13 protein-coding genes are annotated in these 14,412 nt (G+C 38.2%); 5 read left to right on the top strand and 8 right to left on the bottom strand.

Annotated elements, in window-relative coordinates:
• Window positions 1-3: 3 nt before the first annotated feature.
• From RBH95_RS11140 to RBH95_RS11130, 3 genes are all read right to left on the bottom strand, one after another.
• Window positions 4-498, bottom strand: a complete 495-nt coding sequence (locus RBH95_RS11140; RefSeq protein WP_307899665.1) for an RNA polymerase sigma factor — start codon at window positions 496-498, stop codon at window positions 4-6.
• A 133-nt stretch (window positions 499-631) separates the two neighbouring features.
• Window positions 632-1,330 carry a lysoplasmalogenase gene (locus tag RBH95_RS11135; protein WP_307899664.1) on the bottom strand — a complete coding sequence of 233 codons (699 nt, stop codon included), beginning with the start codon at window positions 1,328-1,330 and terminating at the stop codon, window positions 632-634.
• Between the two features lie 108 nt (window positions 1,331-1,438).
• Window positions 1,439-2,506 carry a BamA/TamA family outer membrane protein gene (locus RBH95_RS11130; protein ID WP_307899663.1) on the bottom strand — a complete coding sequence of 356 codons (1,068 nt, stop codon included), beginning with the start codon at window positions 2,504-2,506 and terminating at the stop codon, window positions 1,439-1,441.
• A 176-nt stretch (window positions 2,507-2,682) separates the two neighbouring features.
• Here RBH95_RS11130 and RBH95_RS11125 point away from each other — a divergent pair, with 176 nt between their 5' ends.
• Window positions 2,683-3,804: a C1 family peptidase gene (locus tag RBH95_RS11125; RefSeq protein ID WP_307899662.1), complete on the top strand. Its 1,122-nt coding sequence runs from the start codon at window positions 2,683-2,685 to the stop codon at window positions 3,802-3,804.
• 33 nt (window positions 3,805-3,837) lie between these two features.
• On the opposite strand, the gene RBH95_RS11120 is transcribed toward RBH95_RS11125, so the two are convergent.
• Entirely contained in the window at window positions 3,838-5,082 is a 1,245-nt protein-coding gene (locus RBH95_RS11120) for a LamG domain-containing protein (protein WP_307899661.1), read from the bottom strand.
• Between the two features lie 153 nt (window positions 5,083-5,235).
• Window positions 5,236-5,919, bottom strand: coding sequence for an NAD-dependent deacylase (locus RBH95_RS11115; RefSeq protein ID WP_307899660.1), 684 nt, complete (start codon window positions 5,917-5,919; stop codon window positions 5,236-5,238).
• Window positions 5,920-5,955: 36 nt separating this feature from the next.
• On the opposite strand from RBH95_RS11115, the gene RBH95_RS11110 reads away from it, so the two are divergent.
• Together RBH95_RS11110 and RBH95_RS11105 are read left to right on the top strand one after the other, a co-directional pair.
• On the top strand, window positions 5,956-6,621 hold the full coding sequence (locus RBH95_RS11110; RefSeq protein ID WP_307899659.1) for an RNA methyltransferase: 666 nt from the start codon (window positions 5,956-5,958) through the stop codon (window positions 6,619-6,621).
• 29 nt (window positions 6,622-6,650) lie between these two features.
• A complete protein-coding gene (locus RBH95_RS11105) occupies window positions 6,651-7,025 on the top strand; it encodes a VOC family protein (RefSeq protein ID WP_307899658.1) in 375 nt (124 codons plus the stop codon).
• A 38-nt stretch (window positions 7,026-7,063) separates the two neighbouring features.
• On the opposite strand, the gene RBH95_RS11100 is transcribed toward RBH95_RS11105, so the two are convergent.
• From RBH95_RS11100 to RBH95_RS11090, 3 genes are all read right to left on the bottom strand, one after another.
• Window positions 7,064-7,846: a carboxypeptidase-like regulatory domain-containing protein gene (locus tag RBH95_RS11100; protein WP_307899657.1), complete on the bottom strand. Its 783-nt coding sequence runs from the start codon at window positions 7,844-7,846 to the stop codon at window positions 7,064-7,066.
• Window positions 7,847-8,009: 163 nt separating this feature from the next.
• Window positions 8,010-9,794: a DEAD/DEAH box helicase gene (locus RBH95_RS11095; protein ID WP_307899656.1), complete on the bottom strand. Its 1,785-nt coding sequence runs from the start codon at window positions 9,792-9,794 to the stop codon at window positions 8,010-8,012.
• A gap of 194 nt (window positions 9,795-9,988) precedes the next feature.
• Window positions 9,989-10,564, bottom strand: coding sequence for a non-canonical purine NTP diphosphatase (locus tag RBH95_RS11090; protein ID WP_307899655.1), 576 nt, complete (start codon window positions 10,562-10,564; stop codon window positions 9,989-9,991).
• A gap of 154 nt (window positions 10,565-10,718) precedes the next feature.
• Here RBH95_RS11090 and RBH95_RS11085 point away from each other — a divergent pair, with 154 nt between their 5' ends.
• Window positions 10,719-12,266 (top strand): lipopolysaccharide assembly protein LapB, encoded by a 1,548-nt coding sequence (locus RBH95_RS11085; protein ID WP_307899654.1) that lies wholly within the window; start codon window positions 10,719-10,721, stop codon window positions 12,264-12,266.
• A 31-nt stretch (window positions 12,267-12,297) separates the two neighbouring features.
• The gene (locus tag RBH95_RS11080) at window positions 12,298-14,361 is read left to right on the top strand and encodes a M3 family metallopeptidase (RefSeq protein ID WP_307899653.1); all 2,064 of its coding nucleotides are present in this window, start codon (window positions 12,298-12,300) and stop codon (window positions 14,359-14,361) included.
• The last annotated feature ends 51 nt before the right edge of the window (window positions 14,362-14,412 follow it).

Here is a 14,412-nt window from a genome sequence, read left to right as displayed (position 1 = left end):
GGCTTACGGATTTAAGATGGTTTTTAATTTTGTTTTCACGCGATTCATTTTCACTCTGGCATTCACTTCTGTAATCCCCAAGGTCTCACTAATCTCTTTGTAGTTTTTATCCTCTAGGTATAAAAACACTAAGGCTTTTTCAATGTCGTTCAATTGGTAGACAGCATTGTACAGGAGCTTTAGTTGTTGTTCTTCAGTGTCGTCATACACTTCAGACTTTATTTTGAATTGTACAGCATCAAACTCCTGGGTCGCAATTCGGCGTTTAGATTTTCTATATAGTGTAATGGCTGTATTTAAACCAACACGGTACATCCATGTGCTAAACTTGGCATCACCCCTAAATTTTGGATAGGCTTTCCAGAGTTGTATTGTAATTTCCTGAAACAAATCATTGTGGGCATCTTGGTTGTTGGTATATAGCCTACACACCTTGTGCACAATGTTTTGGTGCTCTTCAAGTAATTTTACAAAACTATGTTCTAGTTCTTTATCCAAATTTTTAGTAGTTAGCTGTCTATATGTAGTCCCAAATGTGAAGTTGTTACACTTTGGAGGCAATTTAAAATAAGAATTTTGAAATTTTTAACACAAGCTCCATTTTTACTTCTGAAAACTAACAATTTAAAAGTTAGGTAGCCTTTTGAAGAATTTCACTTTTGTCCCTTGATTTTAATAATCCCAGTACAATACAATATTGGGCCAAGGCATAAGTAAACATGATACTGATGTGTGAATAGGGAAGAGGCTCGTGAAATTTGTCGATAGCCAAAATACTATCGGAAAGCATAAACAACAAAGCGCCTGAGAATATCAAATAGTAGCTGTTGCGTGTTCCAGTTTCCTTTCGGAGGTAAGCTGTTGTAACCATGGTTAAGATAACCAACATATAGGTAACGACAGCTACGGTTAAATGCCCTAATCCTTCGTAAATTATAAATAATAATCCTGCTCCAAAGAGAAGCAGAATGCCTATAAAGGGGAATGCTTTTTTTTCGGGATCCCTGTTTTTTAGGAATACGAAGGTATACATGATGTGGGAAACCAAAAAAGCCACTAGGCCAAAGATAAAATAGAGTTCGTCCCTTTTGGCGTACATGAGCTCTATATCGCCCAAAAGCGAGAATAAAAGCGCAAATAAGGCCATTAATCGCAACGTTTTGTTGAGGTGGTTGCTTCGTGCAACAAAAAAGATAATTAAAGTGGTTAAAATGGCTGGTTTGCTCACATAATGCAAAGCGTGCAGGCGTTCAGAATTTCCAAAAACCAATTCGGCTATGACAATAATGAAGTAGATGAGGCTAAAGGACTTTTCTGTTTTGGTAAGCATTAAAGTATTGTATTCGTTTAGGAGTAACCTAATCAAAGGTTTCTTTAAAGATATTGTTTTTAATTGTAACAAAAAACGCTATCGATGAATTTAAAAGCCGTAAAATTGTTAAAATGCCTCTCCAATTCTAAAATAAATGCCCCAATCATCTTTACCTATAGCTGCGTCAAGGCCGACATTAAATTTCATAGATTTAAATGCTTGATAGCGATACCCAACTCCTGCACCAGGATAGAGTTTCCAATCAAAGCTGGAGGTGTCAGATCCATAAATGGTAGCTAGGCCAGCAAAGCCTACAACGCCCATTTTTCGGTGAAAATTCCATCTGTATTCTCCTTGAAGTGCCATTAACCCATCTCCTCGGTATTTCCCTTCGGAGTAACCGCGAATATCTTTTCCACCAATAGTTACCTGTTGTTCAAAAGGAATGTTTCCAACACCAAATTGTCCCGAAAATCGAGCGGCCAAAACATCTTTGTCTTTTCTAAAAGGAAAATAGTGGTTGTGCGAACTTAAAATCCTGTTGGCTCTTTCATCGTTTCCCATCCATAAAGGATACATTTTTAAACGTAATTTGGTTAGGTAACCATTTGTGGGATAGTATATATTACTTCTCTTGTCAATCATGAAATTGATTTCAAGGCCATTGGATGTTGTTTCGGTGGCTGGTTGCAGATTATAAAAATCTGTTTCGTAATGCGCATAGGTGTAGGCGAGCCCTCCATATAAATACTCAACAATCTTTCTTTTAAGTCCCACGTTTATAATGGTAGTATTTGTAGCATAATCATAAAAACCTGGTTCATCAACGTCTCCCGCATAAAATTGGGAGATATGATCACCCGTGACGCCAAATACTTGAAGCCGCCAAGTATCTTCGTTAAAGTACAGTTGTGAAAATGCTGCAATAAAATAGGATTTATTGGTAGTATATACACCAGCCAATCCCACCATGGACCTAGGCGATTTCAAATCGTCTTTATTGGTCCTGAACATGTACATGGGTGTTACGCCAAACATGAATTCTAGATTTCTGTTATAACTTATGTATGGCATTACAGTAAATTCATGTGGTTTTTGAACCATGGAATCCTTGGTTGTTTTAGAAGATTCCTGTTGGGCTTTACTAGGAGTGATGGCACATAGAAAAAGGAGCAGTAAATATATGTTTTTCATAATTGGATTAGTTGTATTTAAATATACAAATATTTCCGATAGTTCTTACAGTGAGTGAGTTATGTTTTTTTGTGGAAGTGATTTAAAAGTGTAAAGGAATGTTATTTTTTATTAAGGTTGTTAAAAGTGTTTTTCCATTTTTCTTATTTTTGAAGACCTAAAAAAGTATAGGAAAAATGACATATAAAAATGCCCTGATTTTTTTGTTGCTTATTGCAACCTCTACGGTAGTGTTTTCTCAAACCTACAAATTTAAAACCCTTATAGATCTAGAAGCCACCGAAGTTATTAGTCAAGGGAAAACTGGTACATGCTGGAGTTTTTCAACGTCATCGTTTTTAGAAAGTGAGATTATCAGACTTACCGGTAAGCATATCGATTTATCTGAAATGTATAATGTCAGACAGACCTATCCTAAAAAGGCTTGGAATTATGTCATGCGTCAAGGAACGGCACAATTAAGCGAAGGAGGATTAGCTCATGATGTAATGAATAGCATCTCGCAGTTTGGTTTGGTTCCCAATGAGGTATATACGGGATTGCAAGGCTCCCATACAACACATGACCATTCAAAAATAGTAGGAGATATAAAGCCAATTCTAGATGCTTATATTAAAAGTCCAGTTACTTATGAAGGGGATTGGAAAAGTAACGTTGAAGCTGTTTTGGATGAGGCCTTGGGGAAACCTGTTGATACATTTGAGTATGAAGGAGCGGCCTATACTCCAAAGTCATTTTTGGAAATGACAGGACTTAAATTGGAGGATTATGTCAGTATCACGTCCTTTTCCCATCATCCTTACCACAGCAATTTTATTTTGGAGATTCCAGATAATTTTTCCAATGGAAGTTATTATAATGTGACCTTGGACGAGTTGGCTCAGATTACAAATGATGCCTTGAATGCAGGTTTTAGCATTGAACTGGATTGTGATGTTACCGAAGATACTTTTTCATCTAAATATGGTCTTGCTGTAATTCCGGAAGATGAAACCTTAGGAGTCCATGCTTTGAAAGAAATTTCGAAAGAAAAGGAGGTGACGCCGGAATATCGTCAACAGGAGTTTGAGAATTTTAATACTACAGATGATCACCTCATGCATATTGTAGGTATGCTGGAAGATCAAAATGGTACGCTTTATTATAAAGTGAAAAATTCTTGGGGGAAAAATACCAAGCGTGTTTCCAATGAAGGGTTTATTTATATGAGTGAGGCCTATTTTAAATTAAAAGCCATTTCAATAATGGTACATAAAGATGCGTTAAAGCCTTCGGTAAAAAGTCAATTAAACTTATAAAAAAAAGCAGCAATTCTATTGCTGCTTTTTTTTTTATTGTGTGATAATCTTAAAAATACCCGAATCTCCAGTGTTGGTTGAAATCTGAATGAAATATAAGCCAGGTAATTGGTCAATACTCATTTCGAACTTGTCAATATCTTTAAACTTACTTTCGGATATAGTGTGTCCATCCATACCTAAGAGTTTGCTTTCTATTTCTTGAAAAGACGCTCCCAAATCGAAATCAATGGTTTTTTCCGAATAGTTTTTGGAAAATCTAACACGGTCTTTAAAGGTGTTTGCTTTGTTGTTCAAGGAAGGTACAACAATGCATTTTGAAAACTTCAAACAACCATCGGCATCGGTAACTTTTACTGCATAACAGCCAATGGTAGTGGGGGTGAAGGTTTGCAATGTAGCTCCCTTTATTTCATTGTTATGGTTGGAGCAATCAACCCACTGGTATTTTGCCTCATTTAGATTGGCGCTAAGGGTTGTACCTTTTATGCTAATGGTGTTGTCAATGGGGGTTGGAGTAATGGGACTTCCCGCAACCCAATTAGAGGTTGAGCCAGCGAGGTTAAAACCAATCAGCTCACTGTTTTGTGCATTGCCAGTTAACTCCAGGGCATTTTTTATATGTTTATTTTTGCCATTTGCAGAGCCTTGGTTAAACCTATAGTAAAGTTCTAGATTAGGAGCGTCACATATTTCGGTATTCATATTGGTTTTAATGTCTTCCGCTGTTCTGGCAACAGACCATACCCTCACTTCGTCAAGTATACCTTCAAAAGGACCTAAGTTATAGTTGCTATAGCCAATCCTTACAGGCTTATTTGTTACTGTGTTAACTTCTATATCAAGATCTCCTTCTCCATCCAAATTTCCGTCTACGTATAGTTTAAATTGATTTTCTGATAGTTCAGGATCGAAGGTAGCTGCTACATGATGCCATTTGTTGTCTGTAATGGTTGTTTTGCCGTAAATACCGCCGCCACCAACTTCAATTCTTATAAAGCGTGCATTATTATTTATTTTAAAAGAAAATCGTTGTCCAATTCCTGAGGTTCCCATGTCAACAATAAATCGCCAAGTATCACTAGGCTCTACTTTTATCCAAGCTTCTACAGTTCGTGCACCATCGCCTTCAATGCCTTTGTAGTCTGTTTGTATATAATCATCAACACCGTCAAAGTTTAGGGCATTTTGAGCAGATAGGGCAGTACTTAGTAATAGTATTATGAAATGAAATTGTTTTTTTAAAGGCATAATATTTATCATGATCTTTACTGTCATAAATTGGCTAGTAAATTAAAATTAGCAAGCTTTTCAGTTTTAAGATGGTGAAAAGCTTCGGATTAACCTTAATTTAACCTCAAAGAAAAGTGTCTTTAAGTGCTGTTTATTAGGTGTTTGTGTGTTTAGTGGGCTGATTTTAATAAACTTGAGTTAAAGAAGTGATTTTAAATTTTGCTTGAAAATTTCTATGCCTTGAGTGGCACTTTCGGCAATTACGTTAATGTTTTCTGAGCTAGAAACCGCTGGTCTTGGGTCGATATAAAATGTGGGCGTGTTTGTAGGTGCATAATGCATTAAACTAGCCGCAGGGTAGACTTGTAACGAGGTGCCTATTATAAGCAGTACGTCTGCTGTGTCACATATAGAAATAGCAGGGTCTATCATAGGCACGGCTTCTCCAAACCAAACAATATGTGGGCGTATTTGATGTCCTCTTTTGCATTTATCTCCCATTACAATATCTTTAGTCCAGTCTATTATGTCTGTATCGTCATAAGTACTTCTCGCTTTTAGTAATTCTCCATGCAAATGGATGACTTTAGTACTGCCAGCGCGTTCATGAAGGTCGTCAACGTTTTGGGTAATGATGCTTACGTGGTAGTCTTTTTCCAGTTCGGCCAAAGCAAAATGTGCCGTATTGGGCATCACTTCAAATAATTGGCGACGTCTTTGGTTATAAAAGTCCAAAACCAATTCAGGATTGGCTCTAAAGCCTTCTGGGGAAGCCACTTCCATAACATCATGGCCTTCCCAAAGCCCATCGGCATCCCTAAAGGTCTTGATGCCACTTTCGGCGCTCATTCCTGCACCAGTGAGTACTACGAGGTGTTTCATGGGCTAAAATTACTATTTATAAATTATATTTGGAGCATGATGGATCTCAAACTTTTAGAATACCTGGAAGGGTATCTTACCGATAGTAGAAAACAGCGATTTGCTGAGGTTTTAGCCCAGCGTACCAAACATTTTACGGTGGCTACAGAAGATGTTTTTCAATTACATAATACCAGTGCGGTAATACGTAGCTGTGATGTTTTTGGGATACAGGAAGTACATATTGTTGAAGAACGCAACTCTAGACAAATAGATAGGGAAATTGCTATGGGAGCCCAAAAATGGGTAGATGTCAATCGGTACCACACAGTAAAATCGTGTTTAAAGGATTTAAAGAGCAAAGGGTATCAAATTGTGGCCACAACGCCGCATACCAACGACTGCGATTTGCATGAATTCGATTTCACTAAAAAGTCCTGTTTCTTTTTTGGAAGAGAGACCGAAGGCCTTTCTGAAGATGTCTTAAAGGAGGCTGATTGCTATTTAAAGATTCCAATGGTAGGCTTTACCGAAAGTTTGAATATCTCGGTTTCTGCAGCAATTATATTGCAGCATGTGACTTCAAAAATGAGACTGAGCGATTTGGACTGGAGACTCACGGAGGAAGAAATTTTGGAAAAGCGTATGGATTGGATTAAAAAGTCTATTAAAAGCTATGATAAAATCGTAACGCACTATCATGATAACAAGGAGAATTTGTAACTTTAGGTATAATTATAAATTCAAAAGGCATGGCACATAATATGGTGGGGTGGTTTGAAATTCCAGTATCGGATATGGCGCGGGCCAAAACCTTTTATGAAACGGTTTTTCAGGTAGAGATTGCTCTTCATGATTTTGGAGGCTTGCAGATGGGATGGTTTCCAGATAGAGGAGAGGTCACTGGAGCCCAAGGAACCTTGATTAAGCAGGATTCATATATCCCTAGTCAAGAGGGAACGCTTATTTATTTTATTAGTGAAGATGTGCAAAATGAATTAGACAGAATTGAAGCCGCCGGTGGGCAAATTTATCAGCCCAAAACGCAAATTTCACCAGAGCATGGTTATATGGCCGCGTTTATAGATTCTGAAGGCAATAGGATTGCCCTTCACTCCAGAGCATAAAAAAAGTCGAAACTTAGTTTCGACTTTTTCTTTAGTATTTAAAACCTACTCGGCCTATTTCTGTTGAGAACTTTGTATTCTTCGTAGCACTCACTGATAGCATCTAAAATTTGAAGGTCATTCGCAGTCTCTATAAAGTCTTTTGAGTAGTTGCAGTGGCTTACTATTTCATCTAAATCATACCGGTCTACCTGTAGGAGGACGGTAAGCATTTCCCTGTCAAACTTGGTTGCCAAAAGGTTTCGGATTTCGTCATCCTCCTTCATTTGGCGTAATTTTCTCATTTCGTTGGGTTTTCTTCCAAAGGCATTGTAAAGGAAATCAGCAGGATTAAAAATCGCTCCCAAAACTTTGTTAACTGCATTTGGTGAGTTGTTTCCGGCTTCATATCCGGTATTGGACAAACCTGAGATACTATATCTGTAATTGGTTTTTATGGGCACCTGCTTTACGTCTACTTCCAAATAGCCGGTAAGTCGTAATTGGTTTACAACAACTTCTTCAAGGGCCAAGGCAGACTCAGTAAGTTCTATTTTGGTTTCTCCAAACTTGATCCAGTCGTTGGTAACTCTTACTTTGATAGATTTATACCCTAGATAAGATAGATGTAAAGTGTCGTTGGCTTTAGCTTCAATTTCGAAGGCTCCTTTGTCATCGGTAGAAGTACCAATAACCTGATTAAGATTAACAATATTAACCTTCTCCAAAGTTTCTCCCGTACTTGAGCTTACAACAATACCTTTTACCCTAGATTCATCTTCCTGAGAGAGTGCAGGGCTTGTTATAAAAAAAGTACATATTAGCAGAAGTAGGTATTTCATATCAATCTTTGTAAGGTATAAAAGTAATAAACTAAACATATATTACTGATACATCCAAAAAATTTTGACTAAAAATTAACAAGCCTTTTTCTTAATTAATGGCTATTTGAATGTTAAAAGGCTATCCTGTTTTCTATAGGATAGCCTTTTAGTGTTTTATTGATTAGCGTCTAGAACGTCTTGGTCTGGAACCTGCTACGGTATTAGCTTTTTGTCCTCCGCTGCGTCTTGGTTTAGAACCGCTTTCCGATCTTTTGCGTGAGTTTCCTCCTTTAAAGTCGTCATTGCTTCTTCTTCTTCCTCCGCCGTCGCGTCTACCACCTTTACGTCTCTTGCCACCACGGTTTCCTTTGTCCGAGCTAAGCTCAACATTAACGTATCGGCCTTCGTGTTTAAAGTCTGTGAAGAAGCTCAGGATTTTTTCTTGTAATTCTGGCTCTGTGTTAAAGAAAGAGAAGCTGTCCATAACGTCTACCTTAAAGACGTCATCTTTGCCTAATTCAAGAAGGTCTCTCAAGAAATCCTTCAAGTTCATCCAGTCATACCCATCTTTTTTACCAATATTGATAAAGTAGCGGACATCGTTGCTGGATGAGCGTTTACCCTCTCTATCTCCGCGAGGTTCTTCCACATTTAAGGAATGGGCTTTTTTGTAGTAGTTGAAGAAGCGGTTAAACTCTACAGAGAAGAATTTTTTAATTAATTCATCCTTGTCTGTATCCTTAAAAAGTTCGTTGATACTGCTTAGGTATTTATCAATTTCGTGGTTTACTTCTGTATTGTGGACTTTGTTTGCCAAGGATAATAATTGTACTTCGCAAATTTCCATACCACTAGGAATGTCTTTTTTCTCAAAGCGTTTTTTAATGATACGCTCGATACTTTTGATTTTTCTCAGTTCACTTTTGGAAACAATCACCATAGAAACCCCAGTTTTTCCTGCACGACCTGTACGTCCAGAACGGTGGGTGTAGGTTTCTACTTCATCCGGAAGTTGGTAGTTGATCACGTGGGTCACATCATCTACATCAATACCACGAGCAGCTACATCGGTAGCTACCAACATTTGGATTTGCTTGTTTCTGAAGGATTTCATTACCAAATCTCTTTGATTTTGGCTTAAATCTCCGTGAAGTGCTCCTGCATTGTAACCGTCCTCAATAAGGTTCTCGGCTACTTTTTGCGTATCGCGCTTAGTACGACAGAATACCACTGAAAAGATATCAGGATTGGCATCAGCCAAACGTTTTAAGGCTTGGTAGCGGTCTCTTGAGTTTACTAAATAGTACTCGTGAGATACTTGGTCACTACCTACATTTTTAGATCCAACAGTGATTTCCTTTGGATCATACATGAATTCTTTGGCAATAGATGCTACTTCTCTTGGCATGGTAGCCGAAAACAACCATGTGCTTTTATCTGTTGGTGTATGAGATAGAATGTCTGTAATGTCTTCATAGAATCCCATGTTCAACATTTCATCGGCCTCATCCAGAACAGAATATTCAATTTTTGAAATATCCACCATGTTACGGCTAATCATGTCTTTCATTCTACCAGGAGTGGCTACAATAATTTGCGCCCCTTTTTTGATAGCTCTTGCTTGATCGCTAATACTAGAACCACCATAGATAGCGACTACATTTAAGCCTTTGCAGTACTTTCCATAAAGTTTAAGCTCATTGGTGATTTGTAGACAAAGTTCACGTGTTGGCGATAAGATAAGCCCTTGTGTTGTTCTGCTTCCCACATCTATTTTTTGTAACATTGGAAATCCGAAAGCGGCTGTTTTTCCTGTTCCGGTTTGTGCCAAGGCCACCAAATCGGTGTCTTCTTCAATTAAAATAGGGATGGCTTGCGCTTGTACGTCACTAGGAGTTTCAAATCCTAAATCATTAATAGCATGCAATAGGTCGTCATTAAGACCTAAATCTTGGAATGTGTTCATTCGATTGTAAGTATTCGATTATGTTTTTGTAGTGTTACATAAGAAGCGAATCGACATACTTAACCTAAATCTTCCTGTAACACATCCTCACTCTGAGGAATTTGACTCAACGTTTTGAGTTTCAGCCGGCAAATATACGCTTTTTATTTCAGAGAACAGGAATTCCCCGATAATTATGATTTTGTTAAGAGCGTCTACAATTGGTTTAAAAAGTCAACGAGTTGTGTCACGGCGCTTCCACGGTGCCCTATGCGGTTTTTTTCTTTCATGGAAATTTCGGCAAAGGTAAGCTCGTATCCTTCCGGTTTAAAAATAGGATCGTATCCAAAGCCAGCCGAGCCAGCTTTTTCTTGAGTGATGTTGCCTTTGCAAATCCCAGTGAAAGTATGTTGTTTTCCGTTAAGTGAAAGGGCAATAACGGTTTTAAATTGTGCCTTTCGGTTGGAATGGTTTTTCAATGCTTCCAGTAGCTTGTCCATATTGTCATTGGCATCTCTTTGTGGTCCTGCATAGCGTGCAGAATAGATGCCAGGGGCACCATCTAAAGCTTCAACCTCTAAACCGGTATCGTCTGCAAAACAATCGTAGCCATAATTCTCTTTGATATAATTGGCTTTTTGAATGGCATTGCCTTCAATGGTGTCTTGGGTTTCAGGGATGTCCTCCAAACAATCAATATCCTTGAGACTCAGCAATTGGATGTTTGAGGGAATTAACTTTTGAACTTCTTGAAGTTTGTTCAGATTGTTAGTGGCAAAAACCAGTTTCATAGCTTGAAATTTAGAGTTCAAAAGTACAACTTAGTATTTCAAATTAAAACCCAAGTAGACTTTCTCAATGAATCTAGGTCTACTAATAATTGATTATATTTGAGTATAAATCTTATAAATAGTGCTTTAAAGCGTTGTTGTAAATAGACTTATTATGAAACCTTTTTGTTTTCTTTTGTTAGCCCTTATCCTTTTTAATTGTAAAGAACAAGTGCCCAAGGAATCGGTCTTGGGAAGTGTAGAGTTTACTGTCCATGGGGATGAACAGGCAAAGCCATATTTTGAAAAAGGATTGTTGCTATTGCATAGTTTTGAATATGTTGATGCTAGGGAAGCTTTTAAAAAGGCTCAGGAATTAGATCCAAACTTGGCCATGGCCTATTGGGGAGAGGCGATGACTTACAATCATAGTTTGTGGTCTGAGCAAGACTTTGAAGAAGCTAATGCAGTTATTGCAGAATTGAAACAAATGGAGCATTTGGATGAGTTGTCCGAAATAGAGCAGGACTTTATAGAAGCCGTAGAAATACTATATACCCCCAAAACGTCCAAGAATGAACGTGATGTAAAGTATCGGGATTTTATGGGCAGTTTGTATGAAAAGTATCCAGGTAATAATGAAGTAGCCTCTTTTTATGCGCTTTCTCAATTGGGCTCTGTGGTAGGGGCTAGGAATGATTCTATTTTTGGACAGGGCGCTGTGATAGCAAAACAGGTGTTGGAAGATAATCCTAAGCACCCTGGGGCTTTACATTATTTGATACATTCTTATGACGATCCTTATCATGCGCATTTGGCTTTGGATGCCGCCAATAGCTATTCCAAAGTTGCTCCAGATGCCAGCCATGCTTTGCATATGCCATCCCATATTTATGTGGCATTGGGCATGTGGGATGAGGTGGTAAGTTCCAACGTGGCGTCTTATGGAGCTAGTATTACTAGAAAGAATGCCAAAGAATTGGATAATGATGCGAGAGGATATCATTCTTATCATTGGTTGGAATATGGCTATTTGCAAATGGATAGCATCAACAAGGCTAGGGACATGGTTTGGGACATGCAGAAATACACCAATGAATTGCCTTCCAAACGTGCCAGAACGCATATGGTATTTTTAAAAGGAACTTATTTGTGTGAAACGGATGATTGGGATAATGCTATTGTCGAGATTCCCATAGATGTGTCCGGGTTGCGAATTTCAATTAAAGCCATGAATCAGTTTTTAGATGGTTACAAAGCGTTTTATGATAAGCAACCACAGCAATTGGATAGTCTCATTGTAGATTTAGAAGAAAAAATACAAAAGGAAAGTTTACTGGTTGATAATCTTTCACAAGGAGCCGCGTTTTGTGCCTCGGTGACTAGGGAAACACCAACACAACGTAGTATAGATGGTTCAACAGTAATATTGACTCAACTCAAAGCGCTACAGGCGTGGTTGAATGAGGATGTCGAAAAAACAGAAACATTTTTAAAGGCTTCGGTAGCCGCCCAAGAGGCCATGAGCTATAGCTACGGGCCACCATCCATTCAAAAACCAACACACGAGTTGTATGCGGAATGGCTGGTAGCGCAAAAACGTTATGAAGAAGCCTTACAACAATATGAGCTTGCTCTAGAGCGAGGCCCGAAAAGAAAGTTGGTAGAACAAGGAATTCAAAAAGTTAAGATGTTATTAGGAGACAAAGTAGTTATGGAATAGTATATTTGTCCGGATTTTTAAAAATACTTTAATGAAAACTACTTTTTATTCACTTTTTACACTCTTATTGCTAATGGGATGTGCTAATAATACCAAGACTGAACAGGTGCAGCTTAAAACACTTTCGGAAAATAATCCATTCAATGTTAAATTAAATGTACCAATAGATTACGCATCTGTGGACGGTGCTGCTATAGAAGAATATGTAGCAACTACTATCGATAATGTAGTGACGGAGGTAGAAGCTATCAAAGCACAGGAAACTCCTACCTTTGAAAATACGTTTGTAGCCTACGACAGAATTAACAGCCAATTGAGCAAAGCCAGTAATAATGCCTTTATGTTGTATTGGGTATCTACAGATTCTATTGTACGTGCTGAAGGTTTGAAAGGCAATCAGAAAGTGGATTCTTTGGGAACTGTAATAGGGGCTGATAAATTATTGTTTGACAAGTTGGAAACCTTTGCGGCTTCCAAAGCATATAATGAATTACAGGGGCATAGAAAGAAAATGGTGGATGATGTGATTGCAGGATTCAAGCAGTCTGGGGTTAATTTAAGCCCTGAAAACCTTGAGAAGTTTAAAACGCTTACAGCAGAAATTAGCGATTTGTCTTCACAGTATTCAACAAATATGAATACAGCTAATGAAGTATTGACCTTGTCTGAGGCAGAAACCGATGGTTTGCCAGAATCTTTCAAAGCTCAGTACAAACAGGAAGATGGTTCCTATGGTATTCCTGTAATCAATGCTACTAGAGTAACCATGTTGAACAACCCAAATAGCTCTGAGGTTAGAAAGGCTTACACGATTAAGTATGACAACCGTGGAGCCGATAAGAACTTAGAGATTTTAGATTCTTTGGTGAGCAAGCGTTACCAATTGGCACAGTTGTTTGGAGCCAAATCTTATGCAGAGTATAATTTGAAATTGAAAATGGCCAAGACTCCAGAAACCGTATGGAACTTTATTGATGGTTTGGTAGCAGAATCTAAAGGTAAGGCTGTTGAAGATTTAAAAGTGTTGGAAGCTGTCGCGGCCAAGAAAGGACAAACAGTTAACGCTTGGGATTTGGGATATTATAAAGATCAAATCTTAAAGAACGAATACAATGTAGACCACGAAAAAATCAGGGAATATCTTCCAATGGATGCTTGTTTGGAAGGTTTGTTTACTATTTATCAGCAGTTGTTAGGACTTGAGTTCCGCAGGGCGGAAAATGCTTCAGTTTGGTCTGAAGAAGTGGAAGCTTACGAAGTGTTCGAGAACAACAAGTTGAAAGGGCGTTTCTATTTGGATTTATATCCAAGACCTTTTAAAGAAACTTGGTTCTATGGGGTGCCATTAACTTATGGTAGACAAACAGCGGAAGGATATGAGGTGCCTGTGGCTATGCTATTGGGGAACTTTACCAAGCCAACTGAAGATATGCCTTCATTATTGACCTATAAAGAATTGAGCACGCTGTTCCATGAGTTTGGTCATATTGTAAACAGCATGTCTTACGATGGAGAATTCAATGTTCAGGCTCAGGCTAATTCCGATTTTGTGGAAGCAATGTCGCAAATCTTTGAAAACTGGATTGGAAATTATGAGATGTTGAGTTCTTTTGCGAAACATTACAAAACAGGAGAAGTATTCCCTAAGGAGTTGTTTGATAACATGAAAGCCTCCCAAAATGTGTCTTCTGGTTTGAATGCACAGTCTATGTTGAGAAAGTGTATCTACGACATGAACCTTTATGACAAATACGATCCTGCCAACCCTGTAAATACGGATGAGATTTGGAAGAATATCGACAAACAAATGGGTGTTATGGATTGGTATGTTGAAGGAACACATCCGCAAGGAAGTTGGATTCACGTGAACACTCACCCAACTTACTATTACGGATATTTATGGTCTGAAGTATACGCTCAAGATATGTTTACCCTTTTTGAGAAAAATGGTTTGACAGATCAAGAAACGGGCGTTCGCTATAGAAAGTTGATCTTATCCAATGGTAGTCAACGCGATGTGGTAAGTGCTGTGGAAGAGTTTTTGGGAAGACCTTCAAACAACGAAGCGTATATAAAAAGTTTAGGATTGGAGTAATTTGGTAACTATGATGGTGGTCATATTTTGTTTGGTTTAAGGGCTGTAAAT

The organism is Mangrovimonas sp. YM274, assembly GCF_030908385.1.
GTDB lineage: Bacteria > Bacteroidota > Bacteroidia > Flavobacteriales > Flavobacteriaceae > Mangrovimonas_A.
The sequence above is the reverse complement of the archived record's forward strand: the minus strand, read 5'-3'. Positions and strand labels throughout refer to the sequence as shown.